The 25529-nt window shown below is 59.8% G+C and carries 22 protein-coding genes and 1 pseudogene; 7 read left to right on the plus strand and 16 right to left on the minus strand.

Annotation, left to right across the window (positions count from 1 at the left end):
- The first annotated feature begins 57 nt into the window (after positions 1-57).
- The 3 genes and pseudogenes from gorA to C1N84_RS00980 all read left to right on the plus strand — a co-directional run bounded on the left by gorA (position 58) and on the right by C1N84_RS00980 (position 3348).
- The gene (gene gorA, locus C1N84_RS00970) at positions 58-1410 is read left to right on the plus strand and encodes a glutathione-disulfide reductase (RefSeq protein ID WP_264441877.1); all 1353 of its coding nucleotides are present in this window, start codon (positions 58-60) and stop codon (positions 1408-1410) included.
- Positions 1411-1551: 141 nt separating this feature from the next.
- Positions 1552-2474 (plus strand): annotated as a pseudogene (locus C1N84_RS00975) (nucleoside recognition family protein).
- A 70-nt stretch (positions 2475-2544) separates the two neighbouring features.
- On the plus strand, positions 2545-3348 hold the full coding sequence (locus C1N84_RS00980; RefSeq protein WP_264441876.1) for an acyltransferase: 804 nt from the start codon (positions 2545-2547) through the stop codon (positions 3346-3348).
- A 95-nt stretch (positions 3349-3443) separates the two neighbouring features.
- Here C1N84_RS00980 and C1N84_RS00985 read toward each other — a convergent pair whose 3' ends face one another.
- Entirely contained in the window at positions 3444-4265 is an 822-nt protein-coding gene (locus C1N84_RS00985) for an SDR family oxidoreductase (RefSeq protein WP_058775168.1), read from the minus strand.
- Between the two features lie 95 nt (positions 4266-4360).
- Between C1N84_RS00985 and C1N84_RS00990 the strand changes: the two genes are divergently transcribed.
- Positions 4361-5263, plus strand: a complete 903-nt coding sequence (locus tag C1N84_RS00990; protein ID WP_262256841.1) for a LysR substrate-binding domain-containing protein — start codon at positions 4361-4363, stop codon at positions 5261-5263.
- A 1-nt stretch (position 5264) separates the two neighbouring features.
- On the opposite strand, the gene C1N84_RS00995 is transcribed toward C1N84_RS00990, so the two are convergent.
- Complete coding sequence (locus C1N84_RS00995) at positions 5265-5906, minus strand: hydrolase (RefSeq protein ID WP_021508093.1); 642 nt, start codon at positions 5904-5906, stop codon at positions 5265-5267.
- Positions 5907-6159: 253 nt separating this feature from the next.
- Here C1N84_RS00995 and C1N84_RS01000 point away from each other — a divergent pair, with 253 nt between their 5' ends.
- Entirely contained in the window at positions 6160-7077 is a 918-nt protein-coding gene (locus tag C1N84_RS01000) for a bestrophin family protein (RefSeq protein WP_150360782.1), read from the plus strand.
- Between the two features lie 570 nt (positions 7078-7647).
- Here C1N84_RS01000 and C1N84_RS01005 read toward each other — a convergent pair.
- The 4 genes from C1N84_RS01005 to C1N84_RS01020 form a co-directional block, all read right to left on the minus strand.
- On the minus strand, positions 7648-8544 hold the full coding sequence (locus C1N84_RS01005) for an alpha/beta hydrolase (RefSeq protein ID WP_058770928.1): 897 nt from the start codon (positions 8542-8544) through the stop codon (positions 7648-7650).
- Between the two features lie 161 nt (positions 8545-8705).
- A complete protein-coding gene (locus C1N84_RS01010; RefSeq protein WP_021507870.1) occupies positions 8706-9053 on the minus strand; it encodes a hypothetical protein in 348 nt (115 codons plus the stop codon).
- 26 nt (positions 9054-9079) lie between these two features.
- Entirely contained in the window at positions 9080-10429 is a 1350-nt protein-coding gene (locus C1N84_RS01015) for a cation:proton antiporter (protein WP_215786963.1), read from the minus strand.
- Positions 10430-10482: 53 nt separating this feature from the next.
- The gene (locus tag C1N84_RS01020; protein ID WP_264441875.1) at positions 10483-11691 is read right to left on the minus strand and encodes an MFS transporter; all 1209 of its coding nucleotides are present in this window, start codon (positions 11689-11691) and stop codon (positions 10483-10485) included.
- A 93-nt stretch (positions 11692-11784) separates the two neighbouring features.
- Between C1N84_RS01020 and C1N84_RS01025 the strand changes: the two genes are divergently transcribed.
- Positions 11785-12714 carry a LysR family transcriptional regulator gene (locus C1N84_RS01025; protein WP_264441874.1) on the plus strand — a complete coding sequence of 310 codons (930 nt, stop codon included), beginning with the start codon at positions 11785-11787 and terminating at the stop codon, positions 12712-12714.
- 162 nt (positions 12715-12876) lie between these two features.
- On the opposite strand, the gene C1N84_RS01030 is transcribed toward C1N84_RS01025, so the two are convergent.
- From C1N84_RS01030 to C1N84_RS01075, 10 genes are all read right to left on the minus strand, one after another.
- Positions 12877-13377: a TIGR00645 family protein gene (locus tag C1N84_RS01030; RefSeq protein ID WP_021507874.1), complete on the minus strand. Its 501-nt coding sequence runs from the start codon at positions 13375-13377 to the stop codon at positions 12877-12879.
- Between the two features lie 54 nt (positions 13378-13431).
- Entirely contained in the window at positions 13432-16107 is a 2676-nt protein-coding gene (gene kdpD, locus C1N84_RS01035; protein WP_394541837.1) for a two-component system sensor histidine kinase KdpD, read from the minus strand.
- A 141-nt stretch (positions 16108-16248) separates the two neighbouring features.
- Complete coding sequence (gene kdpC / locus C1N84_RS01040) at positions 16249-16821, minus strand: potassium-transporting ATPase subunit KdpC (RefSeq protein WP_021507876.1); 573 nt, start codon at positions 16819-16821, stop codon at positions 16249-16251.
- Between the two features lie 11 nt (positions 16822-16832).
- Positions 16833-18881 carry a potassium-transporting ATPase subunit KdpB gene (gene kdpB, locus C1N84_RS01045; protein ID WP_058759354.1) on the minus strand — a complete coding sequence of 683 codons (2049 nt, stop codon included), beginning with the start codon at positions 18879-18881 and terminating at the stop codon, positions 16833-16835.
- Positions 18882-18888: 7 nt separating this feature from the next.
- Entirely contained in the window at positions 18889-20568 is a 1680-nt protein-coding gene (kdpA, locus tag C1N84_RS01050; RefSeq protein ID WP_264441873.1) for a potassium-transporting ATPase subunit KdpA, read from the minus strand.
- Entirely contained in the window at positions 20568-20657 is a 90-nt protein-coding gene (gene kdpF, locus C1N84_RS01055) for a K(+)-transporting ATPase subunit F (RefSeq protein ID WP_021507879.1), read from the minus strand. The genes kdpA and kdpF overlap by 1 nt, the downstream gene beginning before the upstream one ends.
- A 108-nt stretch (positions 20658-20765) precedes the next feature.
- Entirely contained in the window at positions 20766-21929 is a 1164-nt protein-coding gene (locus C1N84_RS01060) for an HD-GYP domain-containing protein (protein ID WP_021507880.1), read from the minus strand.
- Between the two features lie 91 nt (positions 21930-22020).
- A complete protein-coding gene (locus C1N84_RS01065) occupies positions 22021-22353 on the minus strand; it encodes a HigA family addiction module antitoxin (RefSeq protein ID WP_058775157.1) in 333 nt (110 codons plus the stop codon).
- A gap of 48 nt (positions 22354-22401) precedes the next feature.
- Positions 22402-22701, minus strand: coding sequence for a type II toxin-antitoxin system RelE/ParE family toxin (locus tag C1N84_RS01070; protein WP_059013049.1), 300 nt, complete (start codon positions 22699-22701; stop codon positions 22402-22404).
- A gap of 59 nt (positions 22702-22760) precedes the next feature.
- Positions 22761-24155 carry an MFS transporter gene (locus tag C1N84_RS01075; RefSeq protein ID WP_058775155.1) on the minus strand — a complete coding sequence of 465 codons (1395 nt, stop codon included), beginning with the start codon at positions 24153-24155 and terminating at the stop codon, positions 22761-22763.
- Between the two features lie 435 nt (positions 24156-24590).
- Here C1N84_RS01075 and C1N84_RS01080 point away from each other — a divergent pair, with 435 nt between their 5' ends.
- Positions 24591-25505: a sugar ABC transporter substrate-binding protein gene (locus tag C1N84_RS01080; RefSeq protein ID WP_021507882.1), complete on the plus strand. Its 915-nt coding sequence runs from the start codon at positions 24591-24593 to the stop codon at positions 25503-25505.
- Positions 25506-25529: the final 24 nt, after the last annotated feature.

Below are 25529 nucleotides of genomic sequence, written 5' to 3' on the forward strand. Positions count from 1 at the left end.
TAACTGAAGCGGCGTTACACTCTATGCCAGTTTTCCTCCAACAGATGGACACAACGGATGACCAGACATTTTGATTACCTCGCCATTGGCGGCGGCAGCGGCGGTATCGCCTCCATTAACCGTGCGGCGATGTATGGCCAGAAGTGCGCGCTGATCGAAGCGAAAGAGCTGGGCGGCACCTGCGTCAACGTCGGCTGTGTACCGAAGAAAGTGATGTGGCATGCGGCACAAATCGCCGAAGCAATTCACCTGTACGGTCCGGATTACGGCTTTGATACCACCGTTAATCGCTTTGACTGGTCAACGCTGGTGAAAAATCGCAGCGCCTACATCGACCGTATCCACACCTCATACGACAACGTGCTGGGTAAAAACCAGGTGGAAGTGATCAAAGGGTTCGCGCGCTTTGTCGATGCCCACACGGTGGAAGTGAACGGCGAGACCATTACTGCCGACCATATCCTGATCGCCACCGGCGGGCGTCCCAGCCATCCAAAGGTGCCGGGCGCAGAGTACGGCATCGATTCCGACGGCTTCTTTGAGCTGGAGGCGCTGCCAAAACGCGTTGCGGTGGTAGGCGCAGGCTATATTGCGGTAGAGCTGGCCGGCGTGGTGAATGCGCTGGGCGCAGAAACTCACCTGTTTGTGCGTCAGCATGCGCCGCTGCGCAGCTTCGACCCGCTGATTGTTGAGACGCTGGTTGAAGTGATGCAGGCGGAAGGTCCGACGCTGCACACCGAATCGATCCCGAAAGCGGTGATCAGGAATGCTGACGGCAGCCTGACGCTGCAGCTGGAAAACGGCCAGCAGCAGACGGTGGATTGCCTGGTATGGGCAATTGGCCGCGAGCCCGCTACCGATAACCTCAACCTGGCGGTGACCGGTGTGGCGCTGAATGACAAAGGCTACATTCAGGTCGACAAGTTCCAGAACACTAACGTCAAAGGCATCTATGCGGTAGGTGATAACACCGGTGCGGTCGAGCTGACGCCGGTGGCCGTGGCGGCAGGCCGTCGCCTGTCCGAACGCCTGTTTAATAACAAGCCGGACGAGCATCTCGACTACAGCAACGTTCCCACCGTGGTGTTCAGCCATCCGCCGATTGGCACCGTCGGTCTGACCGAACCGCAGGCGCGTGAGCAGTATGGCGACGACCAGGTAAAAGTGTACAAATCGTCGTTCACCGCCATGTATACCGCGGTGACCCAGCACCGTCAGCCGTGCCGCATGAAGCTGGTATGCGTGGGGCCGGAAGAGAGGATTGTGGGTATTCACGGTATCGGCAACGGCATGGATGAGATGCTGCAGGGCTTTGCGGTGGCGCTGAAGATGGGCGCCACCAAAAAAGACTTCGACAACACCGTGGCGATTCACCCGACGGCGGCGGAAGAGTTCGTCACCATGCGCTAACACCGCCTCCGCGCCATCATCGCAGCCCCCGCCTGGGGGCTTTTTTGTTTGCTGACTACTCAACAGCGCGCATACCCGCTATGATTTTTGCTTTGCTGGCGCGGCGGCCAGCGTTTTGCGGTAACGGGACGACGTCAGCACGTGAATATCATCAGCATAATTATGGAGTCGGGCAAAGCTGCGGTCGACGTCGCGCTTTACACTCTGATTCCCATCATGGTGGTGATGCTATTCATCATGAAATACCTCGAAGTGAAAGGCGTGCTGGATTTTGTCGTGCGCCACGCCACGCCGTTACTGAAGCCGCTGGGGATTACCGGCCTGGCGCTGTTCGCACTCATCCAGTTGAATTTTGTCAGTTTTGCCGCACCGCTCGCCGCGCTGGCGATCATGGAGAAGCGCGGCACTTCAGACCGCCATATGGCGCGATGCTGTTTGCGATGGGCCAGGCCAACGCCTTTTATCCGCTGATTCCTGACGGGCTCAACTGGAGCGCCGCGCTGCTGTTCTCCATCAGCGGCGGCGTGCTGGCGGCCGCCTCAACCTATCATTTTTTTGCCCGCAAACTTTCCGACGTCGCGCTGCGCGATGAAGACCAGGGCGTGGAGAACAGCGACACGAAGCCGGGACTGATCGCCATCATCAACACCTCGGGTGCCGACGCCATTCGCCTCGCGCTCGGTTCGCTGCCGATGCTGATCCTTTCCTTGTCGGTAGTGGGCATCCTGAAGAGTGCCGGCGCCATTGAGCTGCTGACGCAGCTGCTGGCACCGCTGTTACACAAACTGCATATCGCCGAGGTGTATGTGCTGCCTGCGCTGACCAAATGCCTGGCCGGCGGTACCGCCTATTACGGCGTGGTTGCCGGACTGGTCGAACAGGGGCAGTACAGTGCGCACAACATCAACGCCGCGGCAGGCCTGCTGATTCAGACCTTCGACCTGCCCGGCATCGGCATTTTCCTCGGGCTCTCCAGCCGTTTTCCGCGCCTGTTCCGCTTCGCCGTGCCCGGCATTTTGCTCGGCATTGCGCTGCGCGCCACGGCGCACAGCCTGCTGTTCTGATGCCCAACGCTTAATATCGACGTGATTCAGGCCGCTTTGAAAACGGCCATCCCGACTCACGTAGCGAAAAATGACAATATTACATCCAGAGCAGCTCAGGCTTATTGAAGGTAACAAATTTCTCGGTAAAGAACCGACACTCATCAATAGCCAGATTAATTTTCATGGTAAGAACAATATTCTGATATGTGAGGAGGGCGTAGTCCTGCAGGATTCCGTAGTGGATTTTCGGGCGGATAATTCAATCATTTATTTGAGCCAAAGTGCGATACCCTACATCGTTAAAATAATTGCATTCTCAAATTCGGTCTGCTTCATCGGCAGACATAATTACTTCAATGAAAAGTTAACGCTGATTCTCTCAGAAGAAAAAAATATCATCATTGGCAATCATTGTTGTCTCTCCTTTGGTATCTGGATGCGAACCGCCGATCCTCATCTGATATATAACATTGCGGATAATCAGCGCATCAATCATTCCCGTAGCATTTATATCGGCGATCACGTGTGGATCGGACAAAACGCGATGGTTTTAAAAGGTTCATCGATCCACTCCGGCAGCGTAATTGGTGCCATGAGTCTGGTGGCGGGGAAAACGATACACTCCAATAGCTGCTGGGGCGGGAACCCAGTGAGAATGCTTAAAGAGAATATTGCCTGGTCCGGAGAAAGCGTTCATCACTGGACAGAAGCGACAACGCGTGCCTTTAACATGTGCGATACCGAACCAATGCAGTTTAACCATGACGACCATGCATTAAATATTGCGGTGCTTGAAAAGGGGTTTAAAAATGCCCGCAATGTTGTTGATAAATGCCAATATCTATTGAAGCATATCGTTAAAAACGAAAATAAAAATCGTTTTTATGGTTAAGGTAAATAAAAGAGACAACGATGTCAGCCAGTCCGTGTTAACCAGCCGCAGACCGCCATTAATAACGGTCTGCGCAACCAGGTTACACGGCAAAGTTACGCATCCGCGCCAAACGCCAGCGCTCTCTGCGCGCGCAGTTCTGCCAGCCGGGCTTCCAGCGCGGCTTCGATGTGCTGATAGGCCGTGCTGCCCAGCGCCAGCCGCAGCGGCATCGTTTCCTGATCCAGCGTCGCCAGCGTGGCCGCCACGCATTTTCCGGCATCACCCAATATAGCAAAGTCACCCGCTTCAATCGCCCGACGGAACTGACCGGATGCGTTATCACGATAGGCGTCGAGCGGCGCGGCGATATCCAGCCCGCTGGCGAAGTTAGTGACGGTCGGGCCCGGCTCCACCAGCAGCAGCTCGATGCCAAAGCTGGCGACTTCCTGGCGCACCGCTTCGACAAAACCTTCAATGCCCCATTTGCTGGCGTGATACAGGCTGAAATTGGGATACGCCACCTGGCCGCCTTCGGACGAGATCTGCGCAATGCGGCCACCGCCCTGCTGGCGCAAATGCGGGATGACGGCGCGAATCAGCTGGATCGATCCGGTGAGATTGGTGGCGATCTGGCGTGCAATCTGCGCGTCGCTGAGCTCTTCCGCCGCGCCAAACAGACCGTAAGCGGCGTTGCTTACCACCACATCAATACGCCCGACGCGGGCAAAGGCGGTGGCGATGGCCGGTGCGATACTGGCCGTTTCGGCCAGATCCAGCCGCATCACCAGCAGCCGATCGCCATATTGCTGCTGCAAATCTTCCAGCGCCTGCTCGCGGCGCACCGTTGCCACCACGCGATCGCCGCGCTCAAGTAAACGTTCACTCATCAGTCGGCCCAGTCCGCTGCTGGCACCGGTAATTAACCAGGTTTTCATTTTGCGCTCCTCATGTTGAAAACCTGATGATAGATCGCTTTACTGGTGGTCATAATCTCCCCAATCGCACATGACCTGGTGAGGAAATACCACCAATGAAACGCCCTTCATGGCACGAACTGCAGGCGATCAAAACGCTGGGCGAGCAGCGCAGCTTCCGGCGCGCTGCCGAGCTGCTTGGCCTGAAGCGATCTTCGCTCAGCCACCTGGTGAAAACGCTGGAGCACAACCTCGGCGTGCAGCTGTTTCAGCGCACCACACGCAGCGTGTCGCTGACCGACGCCGGTGAGCAGCTATTACAGCGCCTCGCGCCGCTGCTCAATCAGATGGATGAGGTGCTGCACGAGGTCAGCCTGAGCCGCCAGCAGCAGTACGGTACGCTGCGCATCAGCGCCAGCGATGTGGTGATTGGCCTGCTGCTGGATCAGGTAGTGCCCGAGTTCAGCGCGCGCTATCCCGGTATTCAGCTTGATTTCGCCGCTCAGGGCGCGCTGGTGGATATCACCGCTGCCGGGTTTGATGCCGGTATCCGGCTGATTGAAGATGTGCCGCAGGATATGGTGGCTATTGCGCTCGGCGGCCCGCTGACCTTCGTTACCGTGGCCTCGCCCGACTATCTGGCGGTGCACGCGCCGGTGCGTCAGCCGCAGGATTTACTGCAGCAGCAGTGTATTCGTCATCGCCTGCCCGGGGGCAAACGCTATCGCTGGGAGTATCAGAGTGCGGAAGAAAGTCTGGAGATTGACGTGCCGGGTACGCTGACGTTAGACAATAACGCGCTGATGGCACGCGCGGCCATCAACGGTTCAGGGATTGCGTTTGTGCCTTCGCTGTACGTTAGCGAGGCACTGCAGCAGGGGAAATTAGTGGAGCTGCTGGCCGACTGGCGCATTCAGTCGGCGGGAATCGCGCTGTGGTTCCCGCCGAACCGGCATCAGTCGATGGCGCTGCGGCTGTTTATCGACGCATTGAAAACCCGCCTGCCGCACTACCGCTGAATCAGCCCTGACGCTGCGGCGCTTTGTGCACCATGGTGTAGGCGTAGTCGACACCCATGCCGTAGGCACCGCTGTGCTCACGCACCAGATCCATCACCGCATCATAGGTCTCTTTGCGTGACCAGTCGCGCTGGTACTCCAGCAGCACCTGCTGCCAGGTCACCGGCACCGCACCCGCCTGCACCATGCGCTGCACGGAACGTTCGTGCGCATCAACACTGGTGCCGCCGGAGGTATCGGTCACCACATACACTTCGTAACCGGCTTTCAGCGCCATCAGAGCCGGGAAGGTCAGGCACACTTCGGTCCACAGCGCCGAGATGATCAGTTTTTTGCGGCCGGTTTTCTCTACCGCCTCGACAAATTTCGCGTCTTCCCAGGAGTTCATGGAGGTACGCTCAATCGGCTTCGATTCCGGGTGCACCGCCAGCAGTTCTGGCCAGATGTAGCCGCTGAAGCTTTCCGTTTCTACCGAGGTGTAAATCACCGGCACGTCGAAAATTTTCCCCGCTTTCGCCAGGGCGACGGTGTTATTTTTGAGCTGCTGGCGGTCAATATTGGCGACACCAAACGCCATCTGTGGCTGGTGGTCGATGAAGATCAGGGTTGAGTTCTGTGGGTCAAGCAGGTCGAGTTTAGACATGATAGTTTCCTCTAAAGTGGTTTTAAATTTGTGTGTTGTGCTGCTGGAATAAACTTTAGAGAAAGCGCGGACAAAGAGATAACGCAAAGAATTTTACAACTTGTTCAAAGCGTTTTTAGAAGCTTGATTTAAATAGGTTAATTCGCCCAAGCGCAGCGTTTTTGCTGGTTAAACAGCGGCTCACCGGCGTTGATTCTGCGCCTGCGACGGGCGTAATCTGTGGCGACAAAATCATAAAAAACACCATCGCAAAATGATCGTACGTCCTCATCAACACTGGTTTCTCCGGTTGTTTGACTGGCACGGCTCAGTGCTGTCTCGCATTGCGTTCCGCCTGTCGCTTAACCTGCTGATGTCAGTGATCGCCATACTGGGTTATCCCTGGTATTCCACGCTCGGCATTCACCTGACCACCGCACCGTTCAGCCTGATTGGCGTGTCGATTGCCATCTTTCTTGGCTTTCGCAATAACGCCAGCTACGCGCGCTTTATCGAGGCGCGCACGCTGTGGGGCAATATGCACATTACTCAGCGCTCGCTGCTGCGCCAGGTGAAAACGCTGCGCGGACTGCGTGCGGAACAGGTGCAGGAGTTTATCGGGCTGCAGCTGGCATTTAGCTGGAGCCTGAAACACCGGCTGCGTAAAACCGATGCCCAGCCCGATCTGCAGCGGCTGCTGCCGCCCGCGTGGCACGCCGCGGTGCTCGGCCATCCGATGCCGACCTCGCAAATCATGTTATGCATGGGCGAATGGCTGGCGCAGCGGCGTGATGAGGGATTAGTGACGGATATCGTCTGGCAGAGTATTGATGACAACCTCAATCATCTGTCGGCGTATCTGGGTGGCTGCGACCGGCTGGCCAGCACACCGATTCCCTTCGCCTACAGCCTGATTCTGCACCGCACGGTGTATCTGTTCTGCACCCTGCTGCCGTTCGCGCTGGTGGCCGATTTGCACCTGATGACGCCGCTGGTGTCGGTGTTTATTTCGTACACCTTTTTGTCGCTGGAGTCGCTGGCGGAGGAGCTGGAAGATCCGTTCGGCACCGCGCCCAATCACCTGCCGCTGGATGCGCTGTGCGTGAATATCGAACGCAATCTGAAAGCGATGAACAACGATTTCCCGCTGCCGGCAGCGAGCCAGCCGGACAGGTATTTTAATCTGACGTGACGGCACGGGCTGATTCAATCGCCATGCCCGCTGAGCGCACCGCATCGTAGCGGCGCGATTTATTGCGCTAATCCGACCGCTGCGCCGCTGTTTTTTTGCGCAATAAATTGCGCCGCTACGGTTTGTGCGGAAGGTTATTGCAGCGCCGTTGCAAGCGCTCCTGGATTGGGACCGGTATTTTAATCTGACGTGACGGCACGGGCTGATTCAATCGCCATGCTCGCTGAGCGCACCGCATCGTAGTGGCGCGATTTATCGCGCTAATCCGACCGCTGCGCCGCTGTTTTTTTGCGCAATAAATTGCGCCGCTACGATTCGTGCGGAGGGTTACTGCAGCGCCGTTGCAAGCGCTCCTCGATTGGGACCGGTATTTTAATCTGACGTGACGGCACGGGCTGATTCAATCGCCATGCTCGCTGAGCGCACCGCATTGTAGCGGCGCGATTTATCGCGCTAATCCGACCGCTGCGCCGCTGTTTTTTGCGCAATAAATTGCGCCGCTACGGTTTGTGCGGAGGGTCATTGCAGCGCCGTTACAAGCGCTCCTGGATTGATGCGCCAGTAAAGAAATTATCCCAGCTTATCCAGCCAGCGGACATACGCCTGGTCCCACAGCGCGGCGGGGGTGCCGGCTTTACCGAGGCCAAAGCCGTGGCCGCCGCTGCTCAGTTCAATCAGCTCAACCGGCACGCGCATACGGCGGCAGGCGTCGCGCATCAGCTCGGTGTTATGAGGGTTGGAGGTATGATCGTCCTCCGCCTGCGCCAGAAAGGTTGGCGGATAGGCGCGGGTGACGTAATTTTGCACTGACCAGTTGGCTTCCTGGGTCGGCGTGGCGTCATTGCCCACGATCATCTGGTGAGTACGGGTGTGCTGATACGGCGCTTCAAGGGTGATAACCGGGTAAATCAGCCCGACGCTGTCTGCGGTTGGCCGGATGTCATCCAGCGAATCCTGCGGTGAATAGGTGACGAAGTCAGGCCGCGCTGCCGCCATGCCGAGCAGATGGCCGCCGGCCGAAAAGCCCAGCAGGTGCACCTTGTTTTCCATCGCGCGCACCATGCGAATCGCGCGCTGCGCATCCTGCAGCGGCGCCATTCTGCCGGCCTGCCACTTTTCACCCGGCAGTCGGTAGCTCAGCACGTAGGCGGTATACCCGTTGGCATTAAGCCAGCGCGCGACCGGCCAGGCTTCGCGCCCCATGCCGATAAAACGGTAGCCGCCACCAGCCGCAACGATCACCGCTTCACCGTTGGGATTCTCCGGACGAAAGCGCTGAATGGCGGGAGAAACGATATTGGTCCACGAACCGTTAGCGCTGACTTTCAGCAGGCCAGACGGACCGCCGCCACCCGGTGGGTCGTCCGGCCAGAGCGGAATAATGTCATCCCGGGCAAACAGTTTGCCCGCAGTCATGGAGAGTACGGTTGCTCCGCTAGCCAACAGAAAACGACGCCGTGTAATCATCTTGCCCAGTAGCCGGTATGGAAAATGCGCCAGCCCGGAGGCGGCGTCTCATTATGTGATGCAGGTCCTGTTTCAATCTGGCGATAATGTACGCATTTCGTACAAAAAAGCCATAAAAAAACGCGCCAGAAAAGGCGCGTATTCACGAAGAGAAGGGAAAATTAATCCTGCTGCTGGAATTGAGTCATCACCGTCTGCTCACACTGCTGCTGATCGTGACGCAGCTTCGCCCGCTCTTCTTCGCCCAGCTCCAGCCAGCCGTTGACCACTTCCTGCGCGGTTTCCTCGTTAAAGGAGGGTTTGTTCATGGCCGACGGTGACTGGCTGGCCGCCAGCTGTGACTTCATTTTCTCAGTGTAACTCTGCATGTCACCGGTTTTCTGCTCCCCGCTAACAATGTGGCACAGCTGGCTGGCGTAGATATTCTCCTGCGCGTCGGCATCCGTATCATCCGCCAGCGCGCTGGCAGACAGCGACAGCCCTACCAGGGCGATAAGCAATGCTTTCATAATAAGCTCCCGTTATTTCCAGAAAATCACGTTTCGTCTTGCTGCGCGCGTGCCGCCTGCCGGGCAGCACGCCAGTTCAGTAGCGGCGTCACCGTGATGCCGTGCAGCACAATGCTGCACACCACCAGCGTCAGCGCCATGTCCATCATCTGTTCCGCCTGCGGGCCCTGCAGGCCGTGCACCCAAGCATAAGCAATATAATTGATACTGCCGATGCCGCGAATCCCCAGCCAGCCAATCAGCATCCGCCGCATAAACGGCATCTCGCAGCGCCAGGTGGTCAGCCATACCGCCAGCGGTCGCACCACCACAAACAGCAGCAGCGCCAGGCCGATGCCGGTGAGATTCCAGTGATGCGCCAGCGTAATGCCCAGCACCACCATCATCGCTGCCGCCAGCAGGCGTTCGATAGTATCACCAAACGACAGCGCATCGCCGACCACCAGGCCGACCGATTTCACCGGGCTGCCGCCCCCCTGCTTCAGTCGCTGGTTAGGATTGACCAGCACCTCTGCCGGCAGGTAGCGCTTCTCTTCCGGTAAATCTTCCAGTGGAAAGCGTTTAGTCACGCGCAGCTCGGCGCGGCGTAAGCCAACGCCTGCTGCAAAAGTGGCAAGGAAGCCAGACGCATCCACCGACTGCGCCGCCGCGTAGCTCAGGGCGATCAGCGCCAGCGCGAGGAAATCATTGGGCGCCACGTCGTGATGCGCGCTACGCAGATGGGTCGCCAGCTGGCCGATCAGCCGGCCAAGCAGATAACCAATCGCCAGCCCGCCGCCAATCGCCCACACCACATCGCGCGCTGCCCAGCCGCCCAGCAGCTCCAGACTGAAGGCGCCCGGATGCATCAGCAGCAGCGCCAGCATCAGCAGCGGCAGCGCTGAACCGTCGTTCATGCCGGCCTCGCTGGAGAGCGCCACTCGCAGCGCATCGTCATCGCGCGCATCGTTAACGGAGATCAGGCTGGCAAGCACCGGGTCGGTCGGGGCAACAATGGCACCAAACGCCAGCGACAGCGGCCAGCCAAAGCCGGTAATCCAGTGAATCAGGCAGGCCATGCCGCCGACGGTCAGCAACATCGCCGGGAATGCCAGCCGCAGCCCGACGCGCCACGCGTGCGCGCTCATCGGCAGACGCAGCTTGAGCCCGGTGATAAACAGCGAGGCGGCCATGGTGATTTCGGTAATATGGGCGGCGAGCTCGGCGTGGCCGATAATGTCGATTTGCAGCAGATTAAGCATCCACGGGCCGCACAGAATGCCCGCGAACAGGTAGAGACCAAACGACGTCACCGGCCCCCGGTGAATCCAGCCGGAAGCCAGTGACATCAAAAGTAGCAGACCGCCAGTGAGGGCGGTCCAGGCCAGGAAGTTCATAACGCTCCGTTTTTAAATAACATTCTCCTTTAAGCCTGGCACAGGATCGTGAATTAGTTTTGCAGATGGCGACTGGCGAGACGAATCAGCAGCGCAAGCACAGCGGCAGCCGTCGCAAGGCTGACCACGCCATTCCAGCCGAAATGGGCCAGCGCCAGGCTGCCGAGCGCCGCGCCGGTCGCCATACCGATAAACACCACGGTGAACATCAGCGCATTGAGGCGGCTGCGCGCTTCCGGCGCCAGGCTGTAGACCAGCGTCTGATGCGCCACCAGCGTGGCCTGCACGCCAAGGTCAAAGCCGATGGTGCTGAGGATAATCAGGCCAAGCTGCGCCGGCACCGGCAGCACCGGCAGCAGGAACATCAGGGCAAACGACACCATTACCAGCGTGGCGCCATACTGGGTGACACGCGCCGGGCCGATGCGGTCGGCAAAACTGCCCGCCAGCGGCGCGGCCAGCGCACCGGCGGCACCGGCCAGACCGAAGGCCCCAGCCACGGCGCTGTCGAGATGGAAGCGATCGCTCAGCATCAGCGCCAGGGTAGACCAGAAGGCGCTGAAACTTACCGACAGCAGGCCCTGCGACAGCGCCGCGCGGCGCAGCGTCTGGTGATGCTGCCACAGATGCGCCAGCGACAGCAGCAGACGCGGATAGCTCACCGTGGTGCCCGGCGTAAAGCGTGGCAGCGCGCGCCACAGCGCCAGACTGCTCAGCAGCACCGCCGCCGCCGCCATCATGTACATGGTGCGCCAGCCCAGATACTCCGCCACCACGCCGCTCACCACGCGCGACAGCAGAATGCCGACCAGCAGCCCGGTCATCACCGTGCCGACGGTTTTGCCACGGCTGCGCTCCGGTGCCAGCGCCGCTGACGCCGGCACAATGTCCTGCGCCACGGTAGCGGTTAATCCGGTAACAAAGCTGGCGATCAGCAACGCATTGATGCCGCCGGAAAAGCCGCACAGCAGCAGCGCGGCGACCAGCAGCAAGCCTTTAACCAGAATGATAGTGCGGCGATCGTGGCGGTCACCGAGCGGGGCCAGCAGCAGAATCCCCAGCGCGTAACCGGCCTGGGTCAGCATCGGTACCATACCAACACTGCCGATGCCGACATTGAACTGCTTACTGATGATATCCAGCATCGGCTGACTGTAGTAAATCGAGGCCACGCTGAGACCGGCACCGGCCGCCAGCGTAAACACCAGCGGCGCCGGCAGCTTTTCAGCAGGCATGGCAGAAGATTGAGACATGGCAGACATAGTGGTTTTCCCCCGTGATAATGCGCTTATTAAAGCGCGTTGCGGCCATACGCGGTAGACTGCTATGACACAGAACTGTTATGCATGGTACGTATGAGCACACTCACCAGCGTTGACCGCATCGAACTGATGCAGACGTTTATCCGCATTGTTGAAAGCGGTTCGCTGTCGGCGGCCGCGGCGCAGCTCGGCACCACCCAGCCCACCGTGAGTCGCCGTCTGCAGGCGCTGGAGCAGCGGCTCGGCCTGAAACTGATTTTACGCACCACCCATGCGCTGAAACTCACCGACGACGGGGAACGCTGCTATGCCCAGGCGCGGCAGCTGGTGGCGACCTGGCACGCGCTGGAAGATGAGTTAACCGGCGCGAATGACGACCCGATCGGCACGCTGCGCGTGCGTGCGCCGCATGCATTTGGTCAGGATCAGTTGATTGCGCCGCTGATGGATTATCTGCAGCGCTATCCGCGCCTGGCAGTGGAGTGGATGCTCAACGACCGCACGCCGGACTTTGTCAGTGAAAACGTTGACTGCGCCATTCAGGTCGGCGCGCCCACCGATCCGTCGGTGGTGGCAGTGCTGCTGGCGGAAGTGCCGCGCTTTGTCGTCGCGGCACCGGCGCTGCTGGCGGTTCATGCGCCGGTGAAAGAGGTTACCCAGCTGACGCAGCTGCCGTGGCTGGCGCTGACCAGTTTTTATCGTAACGAAATTGCGCTGCAGCGTCTCAGCGACGGCCAGCCGATCAACCTGGCGATTGCCCCGCGCCTCGCCAGCGATAGCCTGTACGCGGTGCGTAAAGCCGCGCTGGCGGGCATGGGTGCCGCGATTGTGTCGTCATGGGTGGTGCAGGAGGATTTAGCCAGCGGCGCGCTGGTGCAGCTGGTGCCCGACTGGCAGGCGCCGCCGCTGCCGGTGTGGCTGACCTACCCGTGGGCCAGTTATTATCCGGCCCGCCTGCAGCATTTTTTCGCGATGATCAGGGACGTGATGCCGCAGCTGACCGGCACGCAGCCGGTGCGGTAAGGGGCCAGGTCGCCATTCGGGTTTTTGTAGGGTGCGCATTCATGCGCACCTGGTACGACTGGTCAGGTCGCCATGAATGGCGACCCTACGGGGCACTGCAGGGTTTTTACAGGGTGCGCATTGATGCGCACCTGGTGCAATCGGTCAGCTCGTGCGTGAAGGTCACGATTTCTTTTCAACCTTCGACATATTATCCAGCCAGCCCATCACAAAGGCCGACAGCACGAAGGTCAGGTGGATAATCACGTACCACATCAGCTTTTCGTTGGCGACGTTGCGCGCATCCATAAAAATACGCAGCAGGTGAATCGATGAGATCGCCACAATCGAAGCTGCCACTTTGTTTTTCAGCGAGCCGGAATCCATCTTGCCGAGCCAGCTCAGCTTCTCTTTGCTTTCATCGATATCCAGCTTGGAGACAAAGTTCTCATAGCCGGACAGCATCACCATGACCAGCAGGCCACCAACCAGCGTCATGTCCACCAGCGACAGCAGCAGCAGAATCAGATCGTTTTCCGCGATGCTGAGAATGTTGGGCAGCAGGTGAAAAATTTCCTGAAAAAATTTAACCGTCAGCGCCAGCAGCCCCAGCGAAAGTCCAATGTAAACCGGTGCCAGCAGCCAGCGCGATGCATACATCAGGTTTTCGGTAAAACGTTCCATAAGTTCCCATTTATCAACAGACAAGCCATCGAGTATAACCGAACTTATGTGAAGTTATTTCAGTGCTTCTTCAGAAATTTCAGGCGCGACTGGCAGCGGCAGCGACAGGCGAAACACCGCCCCGCCCTGCGGCCGGTTTTCCGCCCAGATGCGACCGCGATGTGACTCAATAATGGTTTTGCTGATGGCCAGCCCCAGCCCGACGCCCGGCACGGCCGACTCCTTGTCGCCGCGGGCAAACTTGTCAAAAATGCGCGTCAGATTCTCCGGCGCAATGCCCGGTCCGTTATCCCATACGGCGATCTCCAGCCGGGTTTTATCGCGCCAGGCGCGAATGCCGTGCTGCGCGGCATTGCCGGCATACTTCAGGCTGTTTTCGATCAGGTTAGTAAACACCCGCTCCAGCATCGCGCTGTCGCCTTTGATCAGGACCAGCTCCGGCGGTAAATCCAGCGTAAAGTCGTGCCCTTTGAGCGACGGTCCCATGCTGCTTAGCGCGCCGCCAATCACCTCGTCCAGCGCCACCCACTCTTCGCGCAGATTCAGCCCGCCGGACTGAATGCGCGCCATATCCAGCATGTTACTCACCAGCCGGATGGTGCTCAGCGTCTGTTCGCGGATCTGATTGGCCTGGCCAACGTATTTCGACTGCTCGCTGGCGAGGTCCAGCATCAGCATCTCAGCCTGGCCAAACAACACCGTCAGCGGCGTGCGCAGATCGTGGGACAGCGCCGACAGCAGCGCATTACGCAGCTGCTCGCGCTCGGCGGCCAGCCGTGACGCGGCTTCGCTGTGCGACAGCGCCATGCGTTCCAGCGCGTTGGCAATCAGCACCGTAAAGGTCTCCACCAGCCGCTGCTGTTCGGGAATCATCAGCTGGCGCAGGTTGTCCGGCTCAACCACCAGCAGGCCGCGGCAGTGCGCCCCGCTTTTCAGCGGCAGAATCTGGTACGGCACCGCCGGTAACGTATCGGTGCCGGCACCGGCCGGTTGCCCTTTGCTGTAGCTCCATTTGGCGATGCCGAGGTCGGGCGGCGTCCCGATGGTGCTTTCACCCGCCGACTGCAGCTCACCTTGTTCGTCGGGCAGCAGCAGCTGGCTGCGCGCCTGCAGCGTCACCTCAATGACGCGCTGGCTGGTAGCAGCGATATCCTGCGGCGTCAGCGCGCTGCCAAGCGATTTCGCCATCTCATACAGATGGCGCGCGCGCTGTTCACGGTAGCGCGCCACCCGCGCCTGATAGCGCACGCCGGCGGTGAGATTGCCGACAATCACCCCGACCGCCAGCATCACCGCAAAGGTCACCAGATATTGCAGATCCGATACCGCCACCGTGCCGGTGGGGGCCACAAACACCAGGTCGAAGGCCAGAATATTGATTACCGTGGCGAACACCGACGGCCAGCGGCCAAAGCGCAGCGCCACCAGCACCACCGCCAGCAGATAGATCATCACCGCGTTGGCGGTATCAAACTCCACCAGCCACCAGCGGCCAATTAGCGTCACCAGCACGCACAGCGCGATCGCCATCAGACACCCGCGCAGGTGCAGCCGCCATTTCTCGCCGCTGGCACGCTGGCCGCTCAGGGCCGCTGGCACATCGCGCACCGGCTCATCGAGCGCCACTACCAACAGGTCGAGCTCCGGCCCCAGCTCGCCGAGACGCTGGGCAAAGCTGTCGCGTCGCCAGCGCCGCTGCGGCTGCCGGCCGGTAACAATTTTGCCGAGATTGTGCTCGCGCGCATAGCGCTGCACTGCGCGCGCCTCGTCCGGATCGGACAGCGTGGCGGTCTCCGCGCCCAGCTCCTGCGCCAGCTGCAGCGTGCGCAGAATGGCGCGCCTCTGCGCTTCTGGCAGTCGGTTGAGGCGCGGCGTTTCCACATACACCGCATGCCACTCGCTGCCGAGACGGGCAGCGAGACGGGCGGCGGTGCGCACCAGCTTTTCACTGCCGGTGTCGTCACCGATGCACAGCAGAATCGCGTCGCGCGTGTGCCACACTTTGTCGCGCCCCTGCTGATCGCGCCAGGCGCGCATCTGATCGTCTACCCGGTCGGCCGTGCGACGCAGCGCCAGTTCACGCAGCGCGAACAGGTTGCCTTTGCGGAAGAAATTTTCGATGGCGCGCTCGGCGCGGTCGCCGACGTACACTTTGCCCTCTTTCAGCCGCTGACGCAGATCGTCCGGCGGCAGATCCACCAGCACCACTTCGTCGGCGCTGTCGAAAAAGGGATCGGGTACGGTTTCGCGCACCTGAATGCCGGTGACGCCGCCCACCACGTCATTCAGGCTCTCCAGATGCTGCACGTTGACGGTGGTAATCACGTCGATACCGGCATCCAGCAGCTCTTCAATGTCCTGCCAGCGCTTGGGATGGCGCGAGCCCTGTACGTTGGTGTGCGCCAGTTCATCCATCAGGATCACCGCCGGATGGCGCGCCAGCGCGGCGTCGAGGTCGAATTCCGCATGGCGCGACCGACCAGTGGCGCGCCGCGCCAGCACCGCCAGTCCCTGCAGCAGCGCGGCGGTCTCTTCACGGCCGTGGGTTTCGACCACGCCAGCCAGCACGTCCAGCCCCTGCGCACGCAGGCGCTGCGCCTCCTGCAGCATGGCGTAGGTTTTCCCTACGCCCGCGCAGGCGCCGAAGTAGATTTTCAGTTTACCGCGATGGCTGTCGCTGTGATTGAGCAGCAGGGCATCGGGATCGGGGCGCGGTAATTCGTCGTGTATGTCGTTCAAATATTGAGTTCCGTACGAACAATGAAACGGTCGCCATAAATGGCGTTACGCTGTGGTGCGGGCATCGAAACGGTCGCCATGAATGGCGACCCTACGTTTGTAGGGTGCGCATTCATGCGCACCGAATTCACCTCATCCCTGCAAATCATCCAGCGCCATATTCAGCCGCAGCACGTTCACCGTTTCTTCGCCGATAAACGGCAGCAGCGGACGCTCGGTGTTGCGCGCAATCAGCGCCTCGACGTCTTTCAGCGTCATGTTGCGCGCTGCCGCGACGCGCGGTGCCTGCCACAGCGCGGCTTCAGGGGAGATGTCCGGATCCAGGCCGCTGCCTGAAGCGGTTACCAGCTCCACCGGCACCGCTGCCGGCGCCTGCGGATTGGCAGCGCGCAGCGCAGCCACCCGCTCCGCCACCGCTTTATCCAGCGCCGGATTACTGGCGGCAAGGTTGCTGCCGCCTGACGCCTGCGCGTTGTACGGCACGTCGCTGGTGGCCGATGGACGGCCCCAGAAGTGGCCTGGCTGGCTGAACGCCTGACCGATCTGCTCTGAGCCACGCACCGCGCCGTCGCGCTCAATCAGCGAACCGTTGGCCTGCGACGGAAACCACCACTGCGCCAGGCCGGTGGTCAGCAGCGGATAGACCGCGCCGGTCAGCAGGGTAAGCAGCACTAACAATACTATAGCCGGACGTAACTGACTCATTTCTCTTCTCCTTACACCAGGCCCGACAGCGTCAGCAGCAAGTCGATCGCTTTAATACCAATAAACGGCACCACTAAACCGCCTGCGCCATAAATCCACAGATTGCGCCGCAGCAGCGCTGCCGCGCTCATCGGCCGATAGCTCACGCCTTTCAGCGCCAGCGGAATCAAAAACACAATCACCAGTGCGTTGAAGATCACCGCCGACAGAATCGCCGAGGCCGGTGAATGCAGCGCCATCACGTTCAGCATATTGAGCTGCGGATAGGTCACGGCAAACGCCGCCGGGATGATGGCGAAGTATTTCGCCACATCGTTGGCGATACTGAAGGTGGTAAGCGAACCGCGCGTCATCAGCATCTGTTTGCCGATGTGCACCACTTCCAGCAGTTTGGTCGGGTTTGAGTCAAGATCGACCATGTTGCCCGCCTCTTTCGCCGCCTGGGTACCGGAGTTCATCGCCACCGCCACGTCGGCCTGCGCCAGCGCGGGCGCATCGTTGGTGCCGTCGCCGGTCATCGCCACCAGGCGCCCTTCCGCCTGATACTGGCGAATCAGTGCCAGCTTGGCTTCCGGCGTCGCTTCCGACAGGAAGTCATCGACACCGGCTTCCGCCGCAATCGCCGCGGCGGTTAACGGGTTATCACCGGTGATCATCACCGTTTTGATGCCCATCTTGCGCAGCTCGGCGAAACGCTCCTTAATGCCGCCTTTAACGATGTCCTTCAACGCCACCACGCCCAGCACCTGCGCGCCTTCAGCCACCACCAGCGGCGTACCGCCGGCGCGCGCCACCTCTTCCACCCGGGCATTAACCTCAGCCGGGAAGCTGCCGTGGCTGGCTTCGATATGACGGCGTACCGCGTCGACCGCACCTTTGCGGATCAGGCGATCCTGCACGTTGACGCCGCTCATGCGCGTCTGCGCGGAGAACGGGATAAAGCTGGCGCCCATGCTGCTGAGATCGCGTTCGCGCAGGTTAAATTTCTGCTTCGCCAACACCACGATGCTGCGCCCTTCCGGCGTTTCATCGGCCAGCGATGCCAGCTGCGCCGCGTCGGCCAGCTGCTGCTCGCTGACGCCCGGCGCGGGCAGGAACTGCGTCGCCTGGCGGTTACCGAGCGTGATGGTGCCGGTTTTGTCCAGCATCAGCACATCCACATCACCGGCGGCCTCCACGGCGCGCCCGCTGGTGGCAATCACATTGGCTCCCAGCATGCGGCTCATGCCCGCCACGCCAATCGCCGACAGCAGTCCGCCGATGGTGGTGGGAATCAGGCACACCAGCAGCGCCACCAGCACCGTCACGCTAACCGGCGTGCCGCCCCAGGCGGAAAACGGCCACAGCGTGGCGGTCGCCAGCAGGAACACAATGGTCAGCGACACCAGCAGAATGGTCAGGGCGATTTCGTTGGGCGTTTTGCGGCGTTTAGCGCCTTCCACCATGGCGATCATGCGGTCGAGGAAGGTTTCGCCCGGATTGACGCTGCACTGAATCACCAGCCAGTCCGACAGGATGCGCGTCCCGCCGGTCACCGAGGCAAAATCCCCGCCGGATTCACGAATCACCGGTGCCGATTCGCCGGTGATGGCGCTCTCATCCACTGACGCGCCGCCCTCCAGCACTTCACCGTCGCACGGGATGATGTCACCGGCTTCCACCAGCACCACATCGCCTTTGCGCAGCGTATCGGCCGCCACCGGCCGCCACTGCGCACCGTGAAACGGTTCCGCCAGTTTCTTCGCATCGCTGTGCTTGTTCACCCCTTTCAGGCTGTTGGCCTGCGCCTTGCTGCGCCCTTCCGCCAGCGCTTCGGCGAAGTTAGCGAACAGCACGGTAAACCACAGCCAGATGGCGACCGCCGCGGTAAAGCCGGCGCTGCCGTTCAGCTGCCCCGCCGCCATACCGATGGCCAGCAGCGAGGTGAGCACGCTGCCGATCCACACCAGAAACATCACCGGGTTGCGAAACTGTACGCGCGGATCGAGTTTTTTCACCGCATCCAGCATCGCGGTGCGCGTCAGCGCCGCATCAAACAGCGCCAGTTGTTGACGACTCATGATTCCGTTATCCCTGAATAAGTTGCAGATGTTCCGCCACCGGGCCAAGCGCCAGCGCGGGAACGAAGGTCAGCGCACCCACCAGCAGCACGGTGCCCACCAGCAGTGCGATAAACAGCGGGCCGTGAGTCGGCAGCGTGCCGTTGCCCACCGGCTGAATTTTCTTCGCCGCCAGCGAACCGGCAATGGCCAGCACCGGAACGATGATGCCGAAGCGGCCGACCAGCATGCAGAAGCCCAGCAGCAGGTTCCAGAACGGGGTGTTGGCGCTGAGACCGGCAAAGGCGCTGCCGTTGTTGTTGGCCGCCGACGATACCGCATACAGCACCTCACTGAAGCCGTGAATGCCAGGGTTGGCCATACCGGCGCGTCCGGCTTCGGTCATCATCGCCAGCGCAGTACCCAGCAGCACCAGCGTCGGCGTCACCAGAATCGCCAGCGCGGTCATTTTCATCTCCCACACATCGATCTTTTTGCCCATGTACTCCGGCGTACGGCCAATCATCAGACCGGCGATAAACACCCCAAGCAGCACGAACAGCAGCATGCCGTACAAGCCGGCACCGACGCCGCCGAACACCACTTCGCCCAGCTGCATCAGCCACATCGGCACCATGCCGCCCAGCGCAGTGAAGGAGTCATGCATGGCGTTTACCGCACCGCACGACGCCGCAGTGGTGATCACCGCAAACAGGCTGGAGTTGAGAATGCCGAAGCGTGTCTCCTTGCCTTCCATGTTGATCGCGCTATCGGCGCCCAGGGCCAGAAAGTGCGGATTGCCGCGCAGCTCAGCCCACATCACCGCGACCACCGCCAGCACAAACATGATGCTCATGGCCCACAGCAGCATATGGCCCTGACGGCGATCGCCCAGCTGCTGACCAAAGGCAAAACACAGCGCGGCCGGGATCAGGAAGATGCTCAGCATCTGCACAAAGTTGGTCAGCGCCGTGGGGTTTTCAAACGGATGCGCCGAGTTGGCGTTGAAGAAACCGCCGCCGTTGGTGCCGAGCATTTTGATCGCTTCCTGCGAGGCTACCGGCCCGAGCGGCAGCGTTTGCTGCGCGCCTTCCAGCGTGGTGAAGGCATGATAGGGTTCAAAGTTTTGAATGCTGCCCTGGCTGACAAAAAACAGCGCCATCAGCAGGCTAATCGGCAGCAGCACGTAGACGGTGATGCGCGTCAGGTCGCGCCACGCGTTGCCGAGCGTTTCCAGCGAACGGTTGGCAAAACCGCGCATCAGCGCAAACGCCACCGCAATACCGGTTGCCGCCGAGAGGAAGTTTTGCACCGTTAAGCCCGCCATCTGGCTGAAGTAACTCAGCGTGCTCTCGCCCGCGTACGCCTGCCAGTTAGTGTTGGTGACAAAACTGATCGCCGTATTGAGCGCCAGATCCCAGCTCAGGCCAGGCAGATGCTGAGGATTGAGCGGCAGCGCGCCCTGCCCCATCAGCATCGCCAGCAGCAGCACAAAGCCGAGCGCGTTAAACAGCAGGATGGCCAGCAGATAGTGCGGCCAGCGCATCGCCGCGCCGTCAACGCCGGCCAGACGCCACAGCACGCGTTCGCTGCGCGTTAGCAGGGGTTTATCCGCCACCATCAGCGCCAGCAAGCGGCCCAGCGGCTGCGCCAGCACCATCAGCACCAGCAGATAGCACGCAATCAGTAAAAACGCATTCGCCGCCATCAGAATGCCTCCGCATTAAGCAGGGCATAAATCAGGTAGCCCAGTAATAAAAATACCAGCACGATGCCGGCTATCACGCCCACACTCACAGCAACCTCCAGAGGATTTGGTAGTGCAGCAAGCATGCGCGGCGCGGCATAAAGAAGGGGTAAAAAGGCGCAGAGCGGGCGTAAAGAAAGTATAAAAACGCGGGCAGATCAGGCGCTTTCCAGCGCCCAGATGCGGTTCAGGTCAACGTTGTGCCACAAGCCGCTGTCCTCAGCGCCGGTGATGGTATCGGTGCAGAAGCTGTCGCCGAGGTCCAGCGCTTCCGGTTTGACCTCGCGCTGCGAATGCAGCGACCAGAACACATGCACTTTGGGCTTCAGCAGCGATTTTTCTCCGGCCTGCACCACCAGCGCCACGCGCCCGGAGGCCAGCCGTACCAGCGAGCCCACCGGATAAATACCGATGGTGCGCACAAACGCGTGCAGCAGCGCACTGTCAAAGTGGCCGCGCCAGCTCAGCATATTGTGCATCGCCTCCGCCGGCGTCCAGCCTTTGCGATACGGACGATCGGAGGTCACCGCGTCGTAGACGTCACACACCGCCGCCATGCGTGCGTACAGCGAGATCTCTTCGCCCTGCAGCCGATGCGGATAGCCGCTGCCATCGAATTTTTCATGGTGATGCAGCGCAATATCCAGCAAATCTTCATCCGCATGGGCTTCCATCAGCATTTGCGCACCGACGATTGGATGCTGGCGCATAATCGTAAACTCTTCGTCGGTGAGCTTATCCGGCTTGTTGAGGATGGTCAGCGGCACCGCGGCTTTACCGACGTCATGCAGCAATCCGCCCATGCCCACGCGACGCAACTGCTGCTCATCCAGCCCCATTTTCTTGCCCAGCGAAATCATCAGACCGCACACCGCCATGGAGTGCAGGTAAGTGTAATCGTCATGATTTTTCAGCCGCGCCACGCTGAGCAGCGCGGTTGGCTCGCGGGTAATCGATCCGGCAATTTCATCGACCAGCTCAAGGGTAAAGGCAAGATCGAGGCCCTGCCCCATGCGCGCTTCGTTGAACATCGCCAGCACCTGCGGCTTGCCCTGGTTGAAGATGCACTGCGCCTGATCCATCTCGCGGAAAAACGGCGTCTGTGGAATGTCTTTTTTCGGCTGCGGCGTGGCAGGCGCGCGCACCGACCGCTCGGGATCGATCCATACCTGCTGGATCCCCTCGTTACGGATCAGGGCGATCTGACGCTTATCGGTGATCAGCATCTGGTTGCGAATGCGTTTGTCCTTGATCCACCAGACCTCAAGCTTGTGGATAAACATGCCTGGCCGCAGCTCGTCAACGGTAATCAGCTTTATCACGATATCGCTCCTTAATATCAGTGGATGGTAAGGAGTGATATCGGCAGCTGAGCAAAAAATCTTCAGGGCGGCGTGACTGGTCGGGTCAGGTTCAGGCAACCTGCGTGCCGCGCTGGGCTAAAAAGGCACTCAGCGTCATGACACGGCTTAACTCCTCCTGCGTTCTGGCGTCATTTTCCACTTCCCACTGATCGAGATGACGCTGCAGGTTAAGCCAGAATTCAATCGAGGTGGCGAAAACCCGTGCCAGCCGGTAGGCCATCTCAGTGCTGAGTTTACGGTTGTTATTCACCAGCGCGCTGACGGTGTTGCGATGCACATTCAGCATCTCCGCCAGATCATTCACTTTGAGGTTGAGCGGTTCGAGAAATTCATACTGCAGGACGTCCCCCACGCTGGTGGGTTTGCGCATTGCTTGTTTCATAAGGTGCTCTCTTTGGTACGGGTAGCGGGCCAGAAGGGATCGTTAGCGCTATTTTTTGTAGCGGTGCGGATCCAGATACAGATCCCAGGCTTCGCCTTTTGCCCACTGGAAAATTAGCCGATACTGCGCGTTAACCCGAATCGAATAATAACCCAGCAGCGGCGGCTTTAACGCTTCAAAACGGTTACCCGGCGGCGAACGCAAATCCTGATGCGAAGTGGCGGCATGAATGATATCCAGCTTACGCGCCAGCGCTGATTCAATCGCACGCGGAATCTGCGCATGCGGTGTCCCATGGGTATAAAATTGTGCCAGCCAGGCCTGACGAAACGCCCTGATTGAACCCATCCTGCTTCCCTGCCTGTCTTACGAACCAGCAGGTAAAATAGTGCACTCATGCACAGTGCTCAAGTGCACTTTTTAACATCATAGTTTATTTCCGATCGGGATTCCAGATCGGCAACCTCAGACCGATCGCCTACGCGTTCAATCGGGCCCATCACCAGCAGGAACAGCAGTGCCGCGACGACACAGTGCGCACCGACGAACACCAGGCCGATGCTGTAACTGCCGGTCAGGCCAACGATCACGCCAAACAACAGCGGCGTGATAAAGCCCGCCATGTTGCCGATGCCGTTGAAGATCGCCCCGGCGAGGCCAACCGCCTCTTTGGGTGCCGTATCGCTGACCACGGTCCAGGTGCCCGCGCCCGCCGCCACGCCTTTGCCGAAGAAGGCAAACGACATGATGGCGATAATGCCGGCGTTGGAAGGGATCACCGCCGCCAGAATCAGCGAGGCGGCCATCAGCATGCCAACGATGTACGGCGTTTTGCGCGCCCACGACAGGCTCCAGCCGCGCGCCAGCAGCTTATCTGAGATGTAGCCACCGCTGATGCCGCCCAGAAAGCCAAACAGCGCCGGTGCAATGGTGGCGAAACCGGCATCCAGAATGTTCATGCCGCGCGCCTGCACCAGATAGATCGGGAACCAGGTAATGAAGAAGTAGCTAAGCGCGATGGTGCAATACTGGCCGAGGTAGGCGCACCACAGCATGCGGTTGGTGAGCAATGTTTTGAACATCGCTTTGCTGACCGGCGGCCGTGCGCGCAGCGTTTGCGCGGCGTCGATATCCACCAGCGCGCCGCCCTGTTCAATGTAATGCAACTCGCTGGCGGAAACGTGCGGATGCTGACGCGGGCTGCGCATATAGCCCGCCCAGACAAACACCGCCAGCACGCCGATGCCGCCGAGCACAAAGAATGGCCATTCCCAGCCATAACGCGACACCAGCCAGCCGGAGAGCGGTGAGAATATCGCCACGGCAAAGTATTGTGCTGAGGCAAACAGCGACGATGCGCGTCCGCGTTCTGCGCCCGGGAACCACATGATGACTGCGCGGGCGTTGGCGGGAAAGCTCGGCGCCTCAATCAGGCCCAGCGCGAAGCGCAGCGCAAACATCAGCGTCAGCGCCATGGTCATGCCACTGGAAAACTCACCGACAAATCCCATCAGCAGGGTCGAAACCGACCACAGCGCCAGCGTCACGCCGTAGACCTTTTTGGTGCCGAAGCGATCGAGAATCAATCCGCCGGGGATCTGACCGATAACATACGCCCAACTAAAGGCCGAAAGGATCAGGCCGAGCTGGATCGCCGACAGGCCAAACTCCTGTTTGATCGCTGAGCCGGAGATCGACAGGATCGAGCGATCGGCATAAGCGACCACTGACAGGAACAGAATCAGGCAAAGGATCCAGATACGCACGTGGCTGTTCTGGCTGCGGTTTTTGCGTTGCAACATAGGCTGAATTCCTTGATGGAGGAGCATCCTGCCCCGAAGCGATGATGTTCAGGAATACCGCGCAGATTTCCCTGTTCAGCAACTATAGGAAGCCAGTGTTGCTCTGGTCATTGTGCGAATGAAGGAATCCGCGCGGCGAAACGGCGCGGGTTTTGGTCGCTGACACAAAGCCGGGTGCGGTAGCGCACAAAATCTTTAATCCGTGCTGGCTTTCGCCGCGGAATGTGCGCCAGCGCTGAGAAAAGAGTTTGCGCGATCACTATGAGCAGGCAAAGCATCCATGCGCGTCGGGCAAATTGTGCGCTGCACAGCAAATTACTACGCAGCAGATTGCCAGCTCTGCTGCCGGCTCGTAGGCTGAAAATGATTTCATTGAGCCATTTTTAACACCAATGAAAAATTTATTCTAATAAACAGCTTACTCTGGAGTCTGCAATGAAAACCCTCAAGGCGATACTGTTACTTGGCCTGCTGACCAGTTCGGCCTCCGCGCTGGCGGAGAAGATCGGCGTGTCGATGGCCTATTTTGACCAGAACTTCCTTACCATTATTCGTCATGCCATCGATAAAGAAGCCAAAGCGCGCGGACTGGATGCCCAGTTTGAAGATGCGCGCGGCGACGTCGGCCGCCAGACCGACCAGGTGCAGAGTTTTATCAGCGCCGGCGTGGATGCCATCATCGTCGATCCGGTGGATTCTGCCAGCACACCGCAGCTGACCAGACTAGCGCAGCAGGCGAAAATTCCGCTGGTGTACGTCAACCGCACGCCAGGCGATAAAACCCTGCCGCCCGGCGTGGTGTTTGTTGGTTCGGACGAACGCGAATCCGGCACGCTGCAAATGGAGGCGCTGGCTAAGCTGGCAAATTATAAAGGTAACGTGGCGATCATGATCGGCAACCTGACCGATGCCGGCGCGCTGCAGCGCACCAAAGATGTCGAGCAGGTGGTGGCGAAATACCCGGGCATGAAAGTGGTACAGAAGCAGCCAGCAAACTATGCGCGCAACGAAGGCATGGATCTGATGCTCAACTGGATTGGCAACGGGGAAGCGATCGATATCGTTGCGGCCAATAACGATGAGATGGCGATTGGCGCGGCAATGGCGCTGGCAAAGAGCAATAAAAAGATTCTGGTGGGCGGCATCGACGCCACGCCGGACGGCCTGAAGGCTCTGGCGCAGGATAAGATGCAGGTGACGGTGTTTCAGGACGCCATCGGTCAGGGCAAAACCTCGGTAGACGTGGCGCAGAAGCTGATTAAAGGCGAGAAAGTGGCTTCACACGTGTGGATTCCGTTCGAGCTGGTGACCAAAGAGAATATGCAAAAATACGTCGAGCGCAGCCAGTAGCAGGCGGACACTGCCGGGGCGCGA

It is taken from the genome of Pantoea sp. SGAir0418 (assembly GCF_043529865.1).

Coding starts and splice junctions, on each gene's coding strand:
- C1N84_RS01070 (WP_059013049.1), bottom strand. CDS start 22,701: ATGGGTTCAATCAGGGCGTTTCGTCAGGCCTGGCTGGCACAATTTTAT.
- C1N84_RS01025 (WP_264441874.1), top strand. CDS start 11,785: ATGAGCACACTCACCAGCGTTGACCGCATCGAACTGATGCAGACGTTT.
- kdpB (WP_058759354.1), bottom strand. CDS start 18,881: ATGAGTCGTCAACAACTGGCGCTGTTTGATGCGGCGCTGACGCGCACC.
- C1N84_RS01030 (WP_021507874.1), bottom strand. CDS start 13,377: ATGGAACGTTTTACCGAAAACCTGATGTATGCATCGCGCTGGCTGCTG.
- C1N84_RS00985 (WP_058775168.1), bottom strand. CDS start 4,265: ATGAAAACCTGGTTAATTACCGGTGCCAGCAGCGGACTGGGCCGACTG.
- C1N84_RS00995 (WP_021508093.1), bottom strand. CDS start 5,906: ATGTCTAAACTCGACCTGCTTGACCCACAGAACTCAACCCTGATCTTC.
- kdpC (WP_021507876.1), bottom strand. CDS start 16,821: ATGAGTCAGTTACGTCCGGCTATAGTATTGTTAGTGCTGCTTACCCTG.
- C1N84_RS00990 (WP_262256841.1), top strand. CDS start 4,361: ATGAAACGCCCTTCATGGCACGAACTGCAGGCGATCAAAACGCTGGGC.
- C1N84_RS01010 (WP_021507870.1), bottom strand. CDS start 9,053: ATGAAAGCATTGCTTATCGCCCTGGTAGGGCTGTCGCTGTCTGCCAGC.
- C1N84_RS01020 (WP_264441875.1), bottom strand. CDS start 11,691: ATGTCTGCCATGTCTCAATCTTCTGCCATGCCTGCTGAAAAGCTGCCG.
- C1N84_RS00980 (WP_264441876.1), top strand. CDS start 2,545: ATGACAATATTACATCCAGAGCAGCTCAGGCTTATTGAAGGTAACAAA.
- C1N84_RS01065 (WP_058775157.1), bottom strand. CDS start 22,353: ATGAAACAAGCAATGCGCAAACCCACCAGCGTGGGGGACGTCCTGCAG.
- gorA (WP_264441877.1), top strand. CDS start 58: ATGACCAGACATTTTGATTACCTCGCCATTGGCGGCGGCAGCGGCGGT.
- C1N84_RS01000 (WP_150360782.1), top strand. CDS start 6,160: ATGATCGTACGTCCTCATCAACACTGGTTTCTCCGGTTGTTTGACTGG.
- kdpA (WP_264441873.1), bottom strand. CDS start 20,568: ATGGCGGCGAATGCGTTTTTACTGATTGCGTGCTATCTGCTGGTGCTG.
- C1N84_RS01075 (WP_058775155.1), bottom strand. CDS start 24,155: ATGTTGCAACGCAAAAACCGCAGCCAGAACAGCCACGTGCGTATCTGG.
- C1N84_RS01080 (WP_021507882.1), top strand. CDS start 24,591: ATGAAAACCCTCAAGGCGATACTGTTACTTGGCCTGCTGACCAGTTCG.
- C1N84_RS01005 (WP_058770928.1), bottom strand. CDS start 8,544: ATGATTACACGGCGTCGTTTTCTGTTGGCTAGCGGAGCAACCGTACTC.
- C1N84_RS01015 (WP_215786963.1), bottom strand. CDS start 10,429: ATGAACTTCCTGGCCTGGACCGCCCTCACTGGCGGTCTGCTACTTTTG.